Below are 15,172 nucleotides of genomic sequence, written 5' to 3'. Positions count from 1 at the left end.
AGTAGCCGTGCGTTCCTTCCTTGCTTTCATCCTTGCCACCTCACTGGCGACGGCGGCGCCCCTGATCTTCGTCTCGGGGGCGTCGGCACAGAGCGCGTCGGACACATACGAAGCCGCCCTGACCAGCCCGATCCGTACCGCCGCCGACACGGACCGCGACGCGGCCCGCCACGCCGCCGACACCCTGGCCTTCGCCCAGGTCGAGCCGGGTCAGAAGATCGGCGACATGATCATGGGCGGCGGCTACTTCACCCGCCTGTTCTCGGCCGCCGTCGGCCCGGAGGGGCAGGTCGTCGCCTGGCAACCGGCCGAGTTCATCGGCTTTCAGGCCAGCTACGCCGAGGCCCTGGCCGCCGCCGCTGCTCTGGAGAACGTCAAGGCGCTTAGCGGGTCGATCGGCGATCCGGCCTGGCCGCGCGGCCTGGACCTGATCTTCACCGCCCAGAACTATCACGACCTGCATTTGGCGGCCTTCCCCGAGGATACGGCGGACAAGGTCAATGCCGCGGCCTATCGGGCGCTGAAGCCCGGCGGACTCTACGTCATCATCGACCACGCCGCTGCGACAGGGGCGGGGCCCTATGCGCCTGACACCCTGCACCGCATCGACGTGGATCAGGTGCGGCGCGAGGTCGAGGCGGCGGGCTTCGTGCTGGACGGCGCCAGCGATCTGCTGGTGCGGACCGACGATCCGCTGACCGCCAATGTCTTCGATCCCGCCGTTCGCGGCCACACCAGCCAGTTCATGCTGCGGTTCAGAAAGCCGGGCTGAACCGTCTCGATTTGGTGACTGGCGAAGCGGAGCGGGGGGCGCTAACCCTGCCGCAAAATCCATAAGGGAAACGCTTCAGATGACTCGCATCGCCTTCATCGGTCTCGGCAACATGGGCGGCGGCATGGCCGCCAATCAGGCCAAGGCCGGGCATGACGTCGCCGCCTTCGACCTGTCGCCCGCCGCGCTGGAACGCGCCGCCGAGGCCGGGTGCCGCACGGTCGCCTCGGTCGCCGAGGCGGTGAAGGACGCCGAGGTGGTCATCACCATGCTGCCCGCTGGCCCGCACGTGCTCAGCGTCTATTCGGAACAGATCATCGGCGTGGCCCCGGCCAGCGCCCTGCTGCTGGACTGCTCGACCATTGACGTGGAGACGGCGCGCAAGGTCGCCGGTCTGGCCAAGGAGGCGGGTTACGCCTTCGCCGACGCCCCCGTCTCGGGCGGCACCGCCGCCGCCGACGCCGGCACCCTGGCCTTCATGGTCGGCTGCGACGAGGCCGACTTCGCCCGCGTCGAGCCGGCGCTGGACCCCATGAGCCGCATCACCATTCGCGCCGGCGACCACGGCGCAGGGCAGGCCGCCAAGATTTGCAACAACATGCTGCTGGGCATCTCCATGGTCGGCACATGCGAGGCCATCGCCCTGGCCGAGAAGCTGGGTCTGGAGCCGGAACGCTTCTTCGAGATCGCCTCCAAGTCCTCGGGCCAGTGCTGGAGCGTCAGCAACTACTACCCCTGGGCCGGCCCGGTGCCGACCGCCCCGTCGAACCGCGACTACGAAGGCGGCTTCGCCACCGCCATGATGCTGAAGGATCTGAAACTGGCCCAGGACGCCGCCGCCAAGGCGGGCGCCACGACCCCGCTGGGCGCCCAGGCCGAGGCCCTCTACGCCCTGTTCAACGGCCTCGGCTACGGCGGCAAGGACTTCTCCGCCATGGTGCAGATGCTGCGCGGACGGCTGGATACGCTGGCTCAATAAGCCGCCATCGGCGGCGCGGCCTGACCGTTCGGGTCAGGCCGGCTGCTGCTGCGTGGCGCAGTGGATGCCGCCGCCGGATGCGCCCAGGGCGTCGATGTTCAACTGCACGACCTCGCGCCCCGGATAGAGGGCCGCGATAATCTCGCGCGCCTCGGCGTCGGCGCGACGGTCGCCGAACTGCGGCGCGATCACCGCCCCGTTGCAGACGTAGTAGTTGACGTAGCTGGACACGAAGTCGTCCCCCGTCCCGCGAATGTCGATCGGTTCCGGCAGGCGGGTGATCTCCAGCGCACGACCGCGCGCGTCCGTGGCCTGTTCAAGAATGCCCAGGGTCTGATGCGCGGCGGCGGACCACGGGTCCTCGGGATCCAGCTCGTCGTCGATCTGGATCAGCACCTGTCCCGGCCCCGAGAATCGAGCCAGGGCGTCGATGTGATAGTCGGTGATGTCCGCGCCCTTGATCCCTGGCGCCCAGATCATCTTGGTCGCGCCCAGCGCCTTGCCCAGCCGTTCGGCGATCTGATCGGCGTTCAGGCCCGGATTGCGGTTGGCGTTCACCCAGCAGCTGGCGTGGGCCATCATGGTCCCGGCGCCGTCATGCTCCAGCCCGCCCTGTTCCCCGATCACGCCGCTGTCGATCAACGGCAGGCTCAGGCGTTCGGCCACCCGCGCGGCGATCTGACCATCGTTGCGATGGCGCTGCTTGTTCCCCCAGCCGTTGAAGCGGATGTGGGCGACGGCCAGATTTCCGGCGGCGTCCTTGACGAAGGTCGGTCCGCTGTCGCGGCACCACAGGTCGTCGGTGGGAATGTCCCAGACCTCGACGCTTCTGCTGAACTGCGCGCGATCCAGGCCGCGCGCGCCGGGCGCGGCCATCATGGCCACCGGCTCGTGTTCGCTGATGGCGTTGGCGATGGCGACGATATTGGCCTGAACCGCAGCGAGGTCCCGCGCGCCATAGACGTCCACGCTGACCGGCCACTGCATCAGGGTGCGCAGGTGGGGCGCGCTTTCCATCGGCATTTCATAGCGCGAAGGAGGGGCGGCGGGCGGTGCGGCGCATCCCGTCGTTCCGGCTCCAAAGGCGGCGAGTCCGGTCTGGATCAGGTGGCGTCTGTTCATGCGGCGGGAAACTAGCCGCTTGATATAGGCGGTCAAGGCATGATGAGAACCGTTATCAATTAAGGGGTTGAGACGTTTTGTCCGGCTCTCGTCATGGACAAGGCTGGTCGGCGAGCGCAATTAGGCGGGGAAAGCTGTATAAGCGAAAGAACTACCGTCTTGTTCGACTATAAGTCCGCCTTTCAAAACTCGGTAGAGCAGGTCCGCAGCGAGGGGCGCTATCGCGTCTTCGCCGACCTAAAGCGCGTGCGCGGCCAGTTCCCGCAGGCGGTGCGCCGACGCGACGACGGCTCCGAACAGGACGTCGTGGTCTGGTGCTCCAACGACTATCTGGGCATGGGCCAGCATCCGGTCGTGGTCGAGGCCATGACGGCCGAGATCGACCAGACCGGCGCGGGCGCCGGCGGCACGCGCAACATCTCGGGCACCACCCGCTCGGCGGTCGATCTGGAAGCCGAGCTGGCCAGCTGGCATCAGAAGGAAGCGGCCCTGCTGTTCACCTCGGGCTATGTGGCCAACGAGGCGACACTGTCGACCCTGCAGAAGATCTTGCCGGGCCTGATCATCTTCTCGGACGCGCTGAACCACGCCTCGATGATCGAGGGCATCCGCCACGGCGGCGGCCCGCGCCACATCTTCCGCCACAACGACCTGGAACACCTCGAGGAACTGCTGGCCGCCGCGCCGCTGAGCGCGCCCAAGTTGATCGCCTTCGAGAGCGTCTATTCGATGGACGGCGACATCGCCGACATCGCCGGCACCATCGCCCTGGCCAAGAAATACGGCGCCATGACCTATCTGGACGAAGTCCATGCGGTCGGCCTGTACGGCGAAACCGGCGCGGGCGTGGCCGAGCGCGACGGCGTGCTGGACGGCATCGACATCGTCGAATGCACCTTGGGCAAGGCCATCGGCGTCATGGGCGGTTATATCGCCGCCGACGCGGTGATCGTGGACGCCGTCCGAAGCTGGGCCTCGGGCTTCATCTTCACCACCAGCCTGCCGCCCGCCCTGACCGCCGGCGCCCTGGCCTCGGTGCGCCACCTCAAGGCCCACCCGGAACTGCGCGTCGCCCACCAGGAACGCGCCGAGACCCTGAAGCGCCGCCTGCTGGAGGCCGGCATCCCGGTCCTGCCCAGCGTCAGCCACATCGTGCCGGTTCACGTCGGCAATCCGGTTCACTGCAAGCTGATCTCGGACATGCTGCTGGAAGAGCACGGCATCTACGTCCAGCCGATCAACTATCCGACTGTGCCCAAGGGGACCGAGCGCCTGCGCTTCACCCCGTCGCCCAACCATGACGACGGCATGATCGACAAGCTGGTCGACGCGATGGACAAGCTGTTCTCGCATTGCAACGTGGCGCGTCGTCCGGTCGCGGCATGACGACCGACGCCGAACTCGGCGAGGTCATCGTCGAGTTCGTCCGCAACGGCGCCTATGTGAAATGCTCGGCCATCCACACGTCCACGGGCGTCGAGGTCTCCGCCATGGGCCCGGCGCTGGAGCCGCGCGCGGTCGAACGCGTGGCGATCGCCAAACTGAAACGAGCGTTGTCACAGCGCTGACCCCCTAGATGTTGTGGTGTTCGGCGGCGCGGCCTAGAAGGGAGCGCCGTTTCCGCCCTCAGCCTTCGGGATGCCTGCCAGTGACCGCCTTCACCCACGACTCGTACTTCTCCAAGAGCCTCGCCGACGCTGATCCGGCGATCTTCAAGGGCATCCAGGGCGAGCTTGGCCGCCAGAAGGAGCAGATCGAGCTGATCGCTTCGGAAAACATCGTCTCGCAGGCGGTGCTGGACGCACAGGGCTCGGTCCTGACCAACAAGTACGCCGAGGGCTACCCCGGCCGTCGCTACTATGGCGGCTGCGAATTCGTGGACGTCACGGAGGACCTGGCCCGCGAGCGCGCCAAGGAACTGTTCGGCGCCGCCTTTGCCAACGTCCAGCCTCACTCGGGCGCCCAGGCCAACCAGGCCGTCTTCTTCACCCTGCTGCAGCCCGGCGACACCTTCCTGGGCATGGACCTGGCATGCGGCGGTCACCTGACCCACGGTTCGCCCGCCAACCAGTCGGGCAAGTGGTTCCGCCCCGTGACCTACAAGGTCAGCGAAGACACCCATCTGATCGACTATGACCATGTCGCCGAAATGGCCCAGAAGGAGAAGCCCAAGCTGATCCTGGCCGGCGCCTCGGCCTATTCGCGTCACATCGACTTCAAGCGCTTCCGCGAGATCGCCGATTCGGTCGGCGCCTATCTGATGGTCGACATGGCCCACTATGCCGGTCTGATCGCCGGCGGCGTCTATCCCGACCCGATCCCGCACGCCCACGTCGTCACCACCACGACGCACAAGACCCTGCGCGGTCCGCGCGGCGGCATGATCCTGTCCAACGACGCGGACCTGGGCAAGAAGATCAACTCGGCCGTCTTCCCCGGCCTGCAGGGCGGCCCTCTGGAGCACGTCATCGCCGCCAAGGCCGTGGCCTTCGGTGAAGCTCTGAAGCCTGAGTTTAAGGGCTATGCCCAACAAGTCGTCAAGAACGCCCAGGCCCTGTCCGGCGTCCTGATCGAGCGCGGCCTGGCCATCGTCTCGGGGGGCACCGACAGCCACCTGATGCTGGTCGACCTGCGTCCCAAGGGCGTGACCGGCAAGGCCACCGAGCATGAGCTCGAGAAGGCGCTGATGACCTGCAACAAGAACGGCGTGCCGTTCGACACCGCGCCCTTCACCGTCACCTCGGGCGTCCGTCTGGGCACCCCGGCCGGCACGACGCGCGGCTTCGGCGAGGAAGAGTTCAAGCAGATCGGCCACTGGATCGCCGACGTCGTCTCGTCGATGAACGGCGGCGATGAAGCCGATCCGGCCGTCGTCGCGGGCGTCGCCGCCCAGGTGCGCGAACTGACCGCGCGCTTCCCGATCTACCGCTAAGGGACTGACTGGATGAAGTGCCCTTTCTGCGGAAACGCCGACACCCAGGTCAAGGACAGCCGCCCGTCTGACGACGGCGCGGCCATCCGCCGCCGTCGGTCCTGCCCGCAGTGCAACGGGCGCTTCACCACCTTCGAGCGGGTGCAGCTGCGCGAACTGGTCATCCTGAAACGGAACGGCCGCCGCACCCCCTTCGACCGCGACAAGCTGGAACGCTCGCTGGGCATCGCCCTGCGCAAACGTCCGGTGCAGCCTGATCAGGTCGAACTTCTGGTCAGCCGCATCGTGCGCCAGCTGGAAAGCCTGGGCGAGACCGAGATCCCGTCGCACATCGTCGGCGACTTCATCATGAAGGCGCTGAAGTCGGTCGATGAGGTCGCCTACGTCCGTTACGCTTCGGTCTACAAGGACTTCCGCCATACGGGCGACTTCGCCAAATTCCTGGGCGACGAGGGCTTCGACGAGACCAAGCCCGACGACCCGCGCTGATGCGCCCGCGCGTCACCCTGAAGCTGGCCACGTCGCTGGACGGTCGCATCGCCACGGCGTCCGGCGAAAGCCAGTGGATCACCGGGCCGGAAGCCCGTCAGCAGGGCCACCGCCTGCGCGCGACCCATGACGCCATCCTGGTCGGCGTCGAGACTGTGTTGGCTGACGATCCCGAACTGACAGTGCGTCTTCCTGACTACGCCGGGCCGCATCCCCTGCGTGTCGTCCTCGACAGCCGCCTGCGCACCCCCGCGACGGCCAAGATCACCAGCGGCCACAGCCTGATCCTGACGACCGCAACCGCCCACGCCATCGGTCAGGCCGAGGTCGTCGCTGTCGCCGCCGACGACGGTCGCCCCGCCGTCGCCGCCGTTCTGGACGCCCTGACCGCCCGCGGCGTCAGCTCCTTGCTGATCGAGGGCGGAGGCCGCGTCGTCGCCTCATTCCTGCAGGCGGGTGTGGTGGACGCCATCGAATGGTTCCGCGCCCCGATCCTGCTGGGCGGGGAGGGCAGGCCCTGCGTGGCCTCTCTGGCGCTTGCAAAGCTGGCTGACGCCCCCAAGTTCCGTCGTCTGGGCGTCGAGCCTGTCGGAGATGACCTGTGGGAACGCTACACGCGCTCTGGCGGCTGATTTCAGACGATTCAGACTATTCAGACTGTGTTTTTTGGGTCCGAAGGGACCGGAGTTTCCATGTTCACCGGCATCGTCACCGACATCGGCCGCGTCCGCAGCGTCCGCCAAACCGACCGCGACCGTCGCTATGAGATCGAAACCGTGTGGGACACGGCCAGCATCGACCTCGGCGCCTCCATCAGCCACGCGGGCTGCTGCCTGACTGTGACCGAAAAGGGCGAGGGCTGGTTCGCCGTCGAGGTGTCGGGCGAGACCCTGTCCAAGACCAAACTCGGCGACTGGGCCGAGAATACGCGCGTCAATCTGGAGCGCGCCGCCAAGCTGGGCGACGAATTGGGCGGCCACATCGTCTCGGGCCATGTCGACGGTCTGGGCGAGGTCGTCTCCATCACGCCGGAGGGCGGATCGCACCGCATCGTGATCGAGGCGCCCGCGCCTTTGCACCGATTTATCGCGCCCAAGGGCTCAATCACCGTCGATGGGGTTTCCCTGACCGTGAATGGGGTGCAAGAGCGCCGCTTCGACTTGAACATCATTCCGCATACGTGGGATGCGACCACGCTCGGCGGCCTCAAGGTCGGCGACAAGGTCAACCTGGAGATCGACATGCTGGCGCGCTACCTCGCGCGGTGGCAGGAGACGGCGTGATGCAACTGGCGGCGAATATGAACGATAGCCCGATCAGCCCGATCGAGGACATTCTCGAGGACGCCCGCAACGGCCGTCCCTACATCCTGGTGGACGCCGAGGATCGCGAGAACGAGGGCGACATCATCATTCCGGCCCAGTTCGCGACGCCGGATCAGATCAACTTCATGATCAAGCATGCGCGCGGTCTGGTCTGCCTGGCCATGACGGCCGAGCGCGCCAAGCAACTGCGCCTGCCGCCGATGGCCGCGGAAAACCGCGAAAGCATGGGCACGGCCTTCACCATTTCCATTGAGGCCAAGGACGGCGTCACGACTGGCATTTCCGCCGCCGACCGCGCCCGCACCGTTCAGGTCGCCGCCGATCCGTCGCGCGGCGCCGACGACATCGTCTCGCCTGGCCACATCTTCCCGCTGGTGGCGCGCGACGGCGGGGTTCTGGTCCGCACCGGCCATACGGAGGCCGCCGTCGACATCAGCCGCATGGCCGGCCTGATCCCGGCCGGGGTGATCTGCGAGATCATCAAGGATGACGGCGAGATGGCGCGGATGCCTGACCTGATCGCCTTCGCCCAGCTGCACGGCCTGAAGATCGGCACCATCGCCGACCTGATCGCCTATCGCCGCCGCACTGAGCGCTTCGTCGAGCGCGTGCTGGATACCCCGTTCGAGAGCGTCCACGGCGGCCCGTTCCGCATGATCGTCTACAAGGACACCATCGAGGGCGCCGAGCACGTCGCCCTGGTCCACGGCGACATCGACCCGTCCAAGCCGACCGTGGTGCGGATGCACCAGATCGACTTCGCCGCCGACCTGCTGGGCCATATCGAGGCCCGTCAGGACTATATCCCCCGCGCGCTCAAGGCTCTCAGCGCCGACAAGGGCCCCGGCGTCGCCGTCTTCCTGCGCGACCCGGGCCTGCACCGCCTGTCGGAACGCCTCGTCGGCGGCGACAAGCCCGCCGCCGCAGACCGCGCGATCAAAGCCTATGGCGTGGGCGCCCAGATCCTGCTGGATCTCGGCGTGCGCGACATGATCATCATGAGTTCGACCCGCCCCAATCCGACGGCGCTTGAAGGCTACGGCCTGCGCATCGCCGGCTGGCGCGACATGGACGGAGAAGACCAATCCTGAACGACCCCACTCGCGTCCTGATCGTCGAGGCGCGTTACTACGACGATCTGGCTGACGCCCTTCTGGAAGGGGCCAAGGACGCCCTGCGCGCGCAAGGCGCCCAGTTCGACGTCGTCACCGTGCCCGGCGCCCTGGAGGTTCCGACCGCCATCGCCATGGCCGAGGAAGCCGGTCGCTTCCCGACCGCGCCGCGCTACGACGGTTACGTGGCCCTGGGCTGCGTCATCCGTGGCGAGACCTATCACTTCGAGATCGTCTCGGATCAGTCGGCCGCCGGCATCATGCAACTGGGCCTCAAGGGCCTGGCCATCGGCAACGGCATCCTGACGACCGAGGACGAAGACCAGACCTGGGCCCGCGCCCGGATGAGCGAAGGCGACAAGGGCGGCGGCGCCGCTCGCGCCTGTCTGGACCTGATCGCGCTGCGCAAGCGCCTGCGCGGAGGACTGGCCTCGTGACCGAGCCGACCAACACCACCCCGGCGACCGTCGCAGAAGTCATGGCCCAACTGGCCGAGGCCGACAAAGCCCGCGCCGAGCCGCAGCTGACCAGCCGCCAACGCCGCGCCCGCACGGTCGCCCGCCTGGCCGCCGTTCAGGCCCTGTACCAGATGGAACTGGCGGGCGAGGGCGTCGAAGTCGTCGTCAAGGAATTCCGCAATCACCGCTTCGACGCCGACATCGACGGCGCGCCTCTGGCCGAGGCTGACGAGCAGTGGTTCTCCGACATCGTCCATGGCGTGGTCGAGGATCAGCGGGGCATCGACGAGGCCGTCAAGGCGCGTCTGGCCTCGAACTGGCGCATGGAGCGTCTGGACGCCACCCTGCGCGCCCTGCTGCGCTGCGGCGCCTGGGAACTGAAGTCCAAGCCCGACGTGCCGCGTGAAATCGTGATCGACGAATATGTCGAGCTGGCCAAGGCCTTCTTCGACGACGCCGAAGCCAAGTTCGTGAACGCGGCGCTGGACGGCGTGGCGCGCGATGCCCGCGATTGATGTCGCTGGCGAATTCGAGACCATCCAGCGGCTACTGAAGCCGCTGGCGCACCCGGAATGGGCGAGGGGGCTGGCCGACGACGTGGCTGTGCTGCCCTCGCGTCCGGGGCATGATCTGATCCTGACCAAGGACGCCATTATCGAGGGCGTCCACTTCCTGCCCGACGACCCTCTGGACACGGTGGCGCAGAAGCTGCTGCGCGTGAACCTGTCCGATCTGGCTGCCAAGGGGGCTGAGCCGTTCGGCTACCTGCTGGCCTGCCACTGGTCCGAACGCTGCGGCTGGCCCGAGCGCGAGGCCTTTGTCGCCGGGCTGAGGCGCGATCAGGCCATCTTCGATATTTCCCTGTTGGGCGGCGACACGGTCAAGACGCCGGGACCGGCCAGTTTTTCCGCCACCCTGATGGGCTGGGCCCCGTCGTCCTCGACGGTCAGCCGAGGCGGGGCGCGGCCCGGCGATCTGGTCTTCGTCACCGGCACCATAGGCGACGGCTGGCTGGGCCTGCAGGCGGCGCAAGGGACGCTGTCGCTGGAGCCCGAGCGCATGGACGCCCTGGAGGCCGCCTATCGCACCCCCATGCCGCGACTGGAGTTCGCTCCGGTCGTGCGTGGTCTGGCCACGGCCAGCGCCGATGTTTCCGACGGCCTGTTGGCCGACGCGGGTCACATCGCCGAGGCCAGCGGTGTGGGCGTCGAGCTGGATCTGGAGGTCCTGCCGCTGTCAGCGGCGGCCCAGGCCTGGCTGGACAGCCGCGTCGATCCGCAAGGAGCGCTGGAACTGCTGGCGACCGGCGGCGACGACTACGAGATCATCCTGACCATCCCGGCGGGCGCCGAGAACGCCCTGCGTCGTGAAGCGGAGCGACGCCATTTGCGCCTGACCCGCATTGGCCGCGTGACCGAGGGCAAGGGCGTAACGGTTCGCCACCTGGGGCAGGAAATCACCCCGACGCGAACCGGCTGGACCCACGACTAGGCAACGGAATCCTAACCGGGGCAGGGCAGGGTGGGACCCATGCAACGTCGCGCCCTGATCCAGGCTGGAGCCCTCCTGACCGCCACCGCGATGGCTGGAACCGCGCGCGCCAGTGAGAAGGCCGAACCCGCCGCCGCCGTTCTGAACCTGCCCGGCATGGGCTTGCCGGTCATCACCGACGGGCGGGTGCGCAACTACGTCTTCATCGTGCTGAAGCTGCACCTGGGGGCGGGCCATACGGTCGAGGCGGTTCGGGCCAAGGAGGCCTATCTGCGCGACGCCCTGGTCCGCGCCGGGCATCGCACGCCCTTCGTCCTGCCCAACACTTGGGTGGCGCTGGACACGGCGGCCCTGAGCGCCAGTCTGATCCGGTCCGCCTCGACCCTGATCGGCCGGGGGGCCGTGACACGCGTGGAGGTCGTCAGCCAGACCCCGCGCCGCCGCACGGGCATGCAGGGCGTCTGAAAAGCGTCTCAGAAACCGCTGTTGCTTCACGACGAAGCTTTTGACACAGTTGAGCCGCAATTCCCGGGGGACGTGAAGTTGCGTCCGTAGGCGCACGGGGGGACCGGAAGGCGGTGAGAGGCGCAAAGCCCGCCCGCGCCAAGGATCCGTGTGCTCGTTGCACAAGGGCTTGGAAACGCCATGATGAATTATGTTTGGCTGGCCATCGCGGCCGGCGCGCTGGGGGTGCTGTACGGCGCCGTCCAGACCGCCGTCCTGATGAAGGCCGGCACTGGTAACGACAGGATGCGAGAGATCGCCGCGGCGATCCAGGAGGGGGCGTCGGCCTATCTGAAGCGTCAGTACACAACGATTGGTATGGTGGGGGTCGTGATCTTGGTCGCGGCCTTTTTGCTTATCGGGCCCTGGGCTGCGCTCGGGTTCCTGATCGGGGCGGTGCTGTCCGGCGCGGCGGGGTTCGCCGGGATGCTGATCTCGGTGCGGGCCAATGTGCGCACGGCCCAGGCGGCGTCTGAAAGTCTGGCCAAGGGGCTGGACCTGGCCTTCCGCTCGGGCGCCATCACCGGCATGTTCGTGGCGGGCGGCGCGCTTCTGGGCGTGTCGGGCTACTACGCCTTCATGACCCAGGGCATGGGGTTTGAGAGCACCAGCCGCACGGTCGTCGACGGCCTGGTGGCCCTGGGCTTCGGCGCCTCGCTGATCTCCATCTTCGCGCGACTGGGCGGCGGCATCTTCACCAAGGGCGCCGACGTGGGCGGCGACATGGTGGGCAAGGTCGAGGCCGGCATCCCCGAGGATGATCCCCGCAACGCCGCCACCATCGCCGACAACGTGGGCGACAACGTCGGCGACTGCGCCGGCATGGCCGCAGACCTGTTCGAGACCTATGCCGTCACGACCGTGGCGACCATGGTGCTGGCGGCCATCTTCTTCCGCAGCCAGCCCTACGTCGAAGTGATGATGATGCTGCCGCTGGCGATCTGTGGCATCTGCATCGTGACCTCGATCATCGGGTCGTTCTTCGTCCGTCTGGGAAAGGGCGGCAATATCATGGGGGCCTTGTATCAGGGCCTGATCGTGACCGGCGTCCTGTCGGTCATCGCGGTCTGGTGGGTCATTAATCAGCTGCTGCCTGGTGCGGTCGAGACCTCGGGCGGGCTGCTGATCCAGCCGATGAACCTGTTCTGGGCGGGCGTCGTCGGCCTGCTGGTCACGGCGGCCATCGTGGTCATCACCGAGTTCTACACCGGCACCGGCTTCCGTCCGGTCAAGTCGGTGGCCAACGCCTCGGTCTCGGGCCACGGCACCAATGTCATCCAGGGTCTGGCCGTCTCGCTGGAATCCACGGCCTTGCCGGCCTTGACCATCATTGTCGGCATCGTCGCGGCCTTCCAGTTGGCGGGTCTGTTCGGCATCGCCATCGCCACCACGACCATGCTGGGCGTGGCGGGGATGATCGTGGCGCTGGACGCCTTTGGTCCGGTCACTGACAACGCTGGCGGCATAGCCGAGATGGCCGGCCTTGCTCCTGAAGTCCGCGTCTCGACCGACGCCCTGGACGCGGTGGGCAACACCACCAAGGCCGTGACCAAGGGCTACGCCATCGGTTCGGCGGGTCTGGGCGCTCTGGTCCTCTTCGCCGCCTATGTGGAAGACCTGAAGCATTTCTCGGCCGAGGCCGCGCCGGGCAGCTTCTTCCACGGGATGGGGGCGGTCGCCTTTGATCTGTCGAACCCCTATGTCGTCGTGGGCCTGCTGTTCGGCGGGGCGCTGCCCTTCCTGTTCGGCGGGATGTCGATGACAGCGGTGGGGCGCGCGGCCGAGGCTGTCGTGGCCGAGGTGCGTCGTCAGTTCCGCGAAAACCCCGGGATCATGACGTTCCAGACCAAGCCGGAATACGGCAAGGCGGTGGACATCCTGACCAGCGCGGCCATCCGCGAGATGATTGTACCCAGCCTGCTGCCGGTACTGTCGCCGATCGTCCTGTTCGTGGTCGTCATGCTGATCCAGCCGGACAAGGCCAACGCCTTCGCTGCGCTTGGGGCCATGCTGATGGGTGTGATCGTGACCGGCCTGTTCGTGGCCATCTCGATGACCTCGGGCGGCGGCGCCTGGGACAACGCCAAGAAGCTGATCGAGGAAGGCTTCACGGACAAGAACGGCGTGGTCCACGGCAAGGGCTCGGAAGCGCACAAGGCCGCTGTCACCGGCGACACCGTGGGCGATCCCTACAAGGACACCTCCGGTCCGGCGGTGAACCCGATGATCAAGATCACCAACATCGTCGCCTTGCTGCTGCTGGCGGTGCTGGCGAGCGGAAAGATCGTCTAATGAATAAGGCCCCGGGGATCGCTCCCCGGGGCCTGATCTTTTCGGCCCGAAGCCTTAGTCCGGGCGACGCTGGCCGGGGACGTTTTCTTCGGTACGCGGCAACTGGCCCTGGCCGACGGTGCCGAGCAGTTGTTCCATGATCGACAGCTGGCGACCGCGAGTCGGCGTTTCGCGGCGCTCCATGGCGATCTGGCGACCATCCTCCAGGCCCAGGGTGCGGACCGCGGCGACCTTGCCGTCGGCCTTGTCGAAGGTGATCTCGGTGATCGTCCGCTGCGACACCTGCGCCTTGTTGTAGGTGTAGCGCTCGGTCGTCTGGGTCAGATAGTACCAGACGGTTTCAGGCTCGAAGGTTGAGGTCGTCGACGGCGATCCCAGACGCGACAGGACGGTTTCGCGCGTGTCGGTGCCGGCCACGACATCCTGAGGCTTGGCGTCAATCGCCTGGAAGCCTTGGGTGGCGATGGTAGGCGCACAGGCGCCGGCAGCGGCGGCCAGTGCGACAGCGGCGAAGATCGGTGTAATTCGGGGCATCAGCGTCCGCCTCAGCATAACAAGGTCTTTGACCTAACCGGCGCTGCGTCCTAGTGCAACGGCGCGGCGAAAAAGGGGCTGGTGCTCATGCTAAGAAATCTCTTCCGACAACGGCCCGACGAGCGTCAGGGCGACGCCCTGTATGCCTTGGCGGTCGAACAGGCGCGTCAGCCGGCCTTCTACACGTCGCTGGGCGTCGCTGACCGGATCGACGCCCGATTCGAGCTCTACACCCTGCACGTGCTGATTCTGTTTCTTCGCCTCAAGCAGGACGGCGAGCGCGGCGAGGTCGCGGCCCAGAAGCTGTTCGACACCTATATCTCTTCGCTGGATCACACCCTGCGCGAACTGGGCGTCGGCGACGTGTCGGTCGGCAAGAAGATGCGCAAGCTGGGCGAGTCCCTGTATGGCCGTATGAGCGCCTATGAAGGCCCGCTGCGCGCCGAAGATGTGGGCGCCCTGGCCGCGGCCCTGGCCAAGAACGTCTATGAAAGCGCCGACGTCGCGACCGGACACGCCCTGGCGCGTTATGCCGTCACGTCGCGTCAGAACCTGACGACCCAGTCGTTTGAAACCGTGTCCAAGGCCCCGGCCTGGGCGGAGATCACCGCATGAACGACTTTCCTCCTCTGCCCTACAGCGAGCCGCTGAGACTGCACCAGATCGGTGCGGGCGTGCAGCGTCGCCTGACACCGGATGCCGACGCCATCAAGCGGATCGCCCGAGCGCTGGACCTTCGGGCGCTGGAGGCGTTCCAAGTAGACATCAACCTGGTCCCGACGGTGTCAGGTTGGCGGTTGGACGGACGGGTTGTGGCCGATGCGGTTCAGACCTGCGGTCTGACGCTGGAGCCGCTTCCGGTTCATGTCGATCGCAAGTTCTCGGTGCAGATGGTCGAGGCGAGCGAGCGCGACGAGGCTGATGAAGAGGGCGAAATCGATCTGGAGCTGGATGATGATTCGCCCGACCAGATCGAAGGCGGCAGCCTGGACCTGGGCCAGTACGCCGTCGAACAACTGGCGCTGAGCCTGGATCCCTTCCCGCGCAAGCCGGGTGCGGTGTTCGAACAGCCTAAGGAACCGGGCGAAATCTCGCCTTTTGCGGTGCTGAAGTCCCTGCAATCCAAGGACGATTCCGGCGAAGGTTGACCTGACGTCGACCT

The 15,172-nt window shown here is 67.0% G+C and carries 18 protein-coding genes; 16 read left to right on the top strand and 2 right to left on the bottom strand.

Annotation, left to right across the window (positions count from 1 at the left end; all coding sequences use genetic code 11):
• Positions 1-7 precede the first annotated feature (7 nt).
• Both ACIQTU_RS10755 and mmsB read left to right on the top strand, forming a co-directional pair.
• Positions 8-772, top strand: coding sequence for a class I SAM-dependent methyltransferase (locus ACIQTU_RS10755; RefSeq protein ID WP_400546446.1), 765 nt, complete (start codon positions 8-10; stop codon positions 770-772).
• Entirely contained in the window at positions 705-1,751 is a 1,047-nt protein-coding gene (gene mmsB / locus ACIQTU_RS10750) for a 3-hydroxyisobutyrate dehydrogenase (protein ID WP_400546443.1), read from the top strand. The genes ACIQTU_RS10755 and mmsB overlap by 68 nt, the downstream gene beginning before the upstream one ends.
• A gap of 33 nt (positions 1,752-1,784) precedes the next feature.
• Here the strand turns inward: mmsB and ACIQTU_RS10745 are convergent, their stop codons facing one another.
• Positions 1,785-2,873, bottom strand: a complete 1,089-nt coding sequence (locus ACIQTU_RS10745; RefSeq protein WP_400546440.1) for an agmatine/peptidylarginine deiminase — start codon at positions 2,871-2,873, stop codon at positions 1,785-1,787.
• A gap of 159 nt (positions 2,874-3,032) precedes the next feature.
• On the opposite strand from ACIQTU_RS10745, the gene hemA reads away from it, so the two are divergent.
• From hemA to ACIQTU_RS10685, 12 genes are all read left to right on the top strand, one after another.
• Positions 3,033-4,259: a 5-aminolevulinate synthase gene (gene hemA / locus ACIQTU_RS10740; RefSeq protein WP_400546437.1), complete on the top strand. Its 1,227-nt coding sequence runs from the start codon at positions 3,033-3,035 to the stop codon at positions 4,257-4,259.
• Positions 4,256-4,441 carry a DUF6898 family protein gene (locus ACIQTU_RS10735; RefSeq protein ID WP_400546434.1) on the top strand — a complete coding sequence of 62 codons (186 nt, stop codon included), beginning with the start codon at positions 4,256-4,258 and terminating at the stop codon, positions 4,439-4,441. The genes hemA and ACIQTU_RS10735 overlap by 4 nt, the downstream gene beginning before the upstream one ends.
• Before the next feature lie 80 nt (positions 4,442-4,521).
• Positions 4,522-5,805, top strand: a complete 1,284-nt coding sequence (gene glyA, locus ACIQTU_RS10730) for a serine hydroxymethyltransferase (protein WP_400546431.1) — start codon at positions 4,522-4,524, stop codon at positions 5,803-5,805.
• A gap of 12 nt (positions 5,806-5,817) precedes the next feature.
• Entirely contained in the window at positions 5,818-6,294 is a 477-nt protein-coding gene (gene nrdR / locus ACIQTU_RS10725; RefSeq protein ID WP_292083034.1) for a transcriptional regulator NrdR, read from the top strand.
• Entirely contained in the window at positions 6,294-6,926 is a 633-nt protein-coding gene (locus tag ACIQTU_RS10720) for a RibD family protein (RefSeq protein WP_400546427.1), read from the top strand. Before nrdR ends, ACIQTU_RS10720 begins: the two co-directional genes overlap by 1 nt.
• 60 nt (positions 6,927-6,986) lie before the next feature.
• On the top strand, positions 6,987-7,577 hold the full coding sequence (locus tag ACIQTU_RS10715; RefSeq protein WP_400546424.1) for a riboflavin synthase: 591 nt from the start codon (positions 6,987-6,989) through the stop codon (positions 7,575-7,577).
• Positions 7,577-8,710: a 3,4-dihydroxy-2-butanone-4-phosphate synthase gene (gene ribB / locus ACIQTU_RS10710; protein ID WP_400546421.1), complete on the top strand. Its 1,134-nt coding sequence runs from the start codon at positions 7,577-7,579 to the stop codon at positions 8,708-8,710. The genes ACIQTU_RS10715 and ribB overlap by 1 nt, the downstream gene beginning before the upstream one ends.
• Positions 8,704-9,168, top strand: coding sequence for a 6,7-dimethyl-8-ribityllumazine synthase (gene ribH / locus ACIQTU_RS10705; RefSeq protein WP_400547113.1), 465 nt, complete (start codon positions 8,704-8,706; stop codon positions 9,166-9,168). The genes ribB and ribH overlap by 7 nt, the downstream gene beginning before the upstream one ends.
• A gap of 41 nt (positions 9,169-9,209) precedes the next feature.
• The gene (nusB, locus tag ACIQTU_RS10700; RefSeq protein ID WP_400547110.1) at positions 9,210-9,704 is read left to right on the top strand and encodes a transcription antitermination factor NusB; all 495 of its coding nucleotides are present in this window, start codon (positions 9,210-9,212) and stop codon (positions 9,702-9,704) included.
• On the top strand, positions 9,691-10,680 hold the full coding sequence (thiL, locus tag ACIQTU_RS10695) for a thiamine-phosphate kinase (RefSeq protein ID WP_400546418.1): 990 nt from the start codon (positions 9,691-9,693) through the stop codon (positions 10,678-10,680). Before nusB ends, thiL begins: the two co-directional genes overlap by 14 nt.
• 39 nt (positions 10,681-10,719) lie before the next feature.
• Positions 10,720-11,145: a hypothetical protein gene (locus ACIQTU_RS10690; protein WP_400546415.1), complete on the top strand. Its 426-nt coding sequence runs from the start codon at positions 10,720-10,722 to the stop codon at positions 11,143-11,145.
• A gap of 180 nt (positions 11,146-11,325) precedes the next feature.
• Positions 11,326-13,476 (top strand): sodium-translocating pyrophosphatase, encoded by a 2,151-nt coding sequence (locus ACIQTU_RS10685; RefSeq protein WP_400546412.1) that lies wholly within the window; start codon positions 11,326-11,328, stop codon positions 13,474-13,476.
• Positions 13,477-13,530: 54 nt separating this feature from the next.
• Here the strand turns inward: ACIQTU_RS10685 and bamE are convergent, their stop codons facing one another.
• Positions 13,531-14,010 (bottom strand): outer membrane protein assembly factor BamE, encoded by a 480-nt coding sequence (gene bamE, locus ACIQTU_RS10680; RefSeq protein WP_400546409.1) that lies wholly within the window; start codon positions 14,008-14,010, stop codon positions 13,531-13,533.
• 87 nt (positions 14,011-14,097) lie between these two features.
• On the opposite strand from bamE, the gene ACIQTU_RS10675 reads away from it, so the two are divergent.
• Both ACIQTU_RS10675 and ACIQTU_RS10670 read left to right on the top strand, forming a co-directional pair.
• On the top strand, positions 14,098-14,625 hold the full coding sequence (locus tag ACIQTU_RS10675; RefSeq protein WP_400546406.1) for a ubiquinol-cytochrome C chaperone family protein: 528 nt from the start codon (positions 14,098-14,100) through the stop codon (positions 14,623-14,625).
• On the top strand, positions 14,622-15,158 hold the full coding sequence (locus ACIQTU_RS10670; RefSeq protein ID WP_400546403.1) for a YceD family protein: 537 nt from the start codon (positions 14,622-14,624) through the stop codon (positions 15,156-15,158). The genes ACIQTU_RS10675 and ACIQTU_RS10670 overlap by 4 nt, the downstream gene beginning before the upstream one ends.
• The last annotated feature ends 14 nt before the right edge of the window (positions 15,159-15,172 follow it).

The sequence above is a fragment of the Brevundimonas sp. NPDC090276 genome, assembly GCF_044772165.1.
Lineage (GTDB): Bacteria > Pseudomonadota > Alphaproteobacteria > Caulobacterales > Caulobacteraceae > Brevundimonas.
This window is presented reverse-complemented; position numbering and strand designations above follow the sequence as displayed.

Bases quoted from the DNA above. Each gene is read 5' to 3' on its own strand.
- thiL (WP_400546418.1), top strand. From the start codon at position 9,691: ATGCCCGCGATTGATGTCGCTGGCGAATTCGAGACCATCCAGCGGCTA.
- bamE (WP_400546409.1), bottom strand. From the start codon at position 14,010: ATGCCCCGAATTACACCGATCTTCGCCGCTGTCGCACTGGCCGCCGCT.
- ACIQTU_RS10745 (WP_400546440.1), bottom strand. From the start codon at position 2,873: ATGAACAGACGCCACCTGATCCAGACCGGACTCGCCGCCTTTGGAGCC.
- ACIQTU_RS10735 (WP_400546434.1), top strand. From the start codon at position 4,256: ATGACGACCGACGCCGAACTCGGCGAGGTCATCGTCGAGTTCGTCCGC.
- ACIQTU_RS10720 (WP_400546427.1), top strand. From the start codon at position 6,294: ATGCGCCCGCGCGTCACCCTGAAGCTGGCCACGTCGCTGGACGGTCGC.
- ACIQTU_RS10715 (WP_400546424.1), top strand. From the start codon at position 6,987: ATGTTCACCGGCATCGTCACCGACATCGGCCGCGTCCGCAGCGTCCGC.
- ACIQTU_RS10670 (WP_400546403.1), top strand. From the start codon at position 14,622: ATGAACGACTTTCCTCCTCTGCCCTACAGCGAGCCGCTGAGACTGCAC.
- nusB (WP_400547110.1), top strand. From the start codon at position 9,210: ATGGCCCAACTGGCCGAGGCCGACAAAGCCCGCGCCGAGCCGCAGCTG.
- ribB (WP_400546421.1), top strand. From the start codon at position 7,577: ATGCAACTGGCGGCGAATATGAACGATAGCCCGATCAGCCCGATCGAG.
- nrdR (WP_292083034.1), top strand. From the start codon at position 5,818: ATGAAGTGCCCTTTCTGCGGAAACGCCGACACCCAGGTCAAGGACAGC.
- ACIQTU_RS10690 (WP_400546415.1), top strand. From the start codon at position 10,720: ATGCAACGTCGCGCCCTGATCCAGGCTGGAGCCCTCCTGACCGCCACC.
- ACIQTU_RS10685 (WP_400546412.1), top strand. From the start codon at position 11,326: ATGATGAATTATGTTTGGCTGGCCATCGCGGCCGGCGCGCTGGGGGTG.
- mmsB (WP_400546443.1), top strand. From the start codon at position 705: ATGTCTTCGATCCCGCCGTTCGCGGCCACACCAGCCAGTTCATGCTGC.
- ACIQTU_RS10675 (WP_400546406.1), top strand. From the start codon at position 14,098: ATGCTAAGAAATCTCTTCCGACAACGGCCCGACGAGCGTCAGGGCGAC.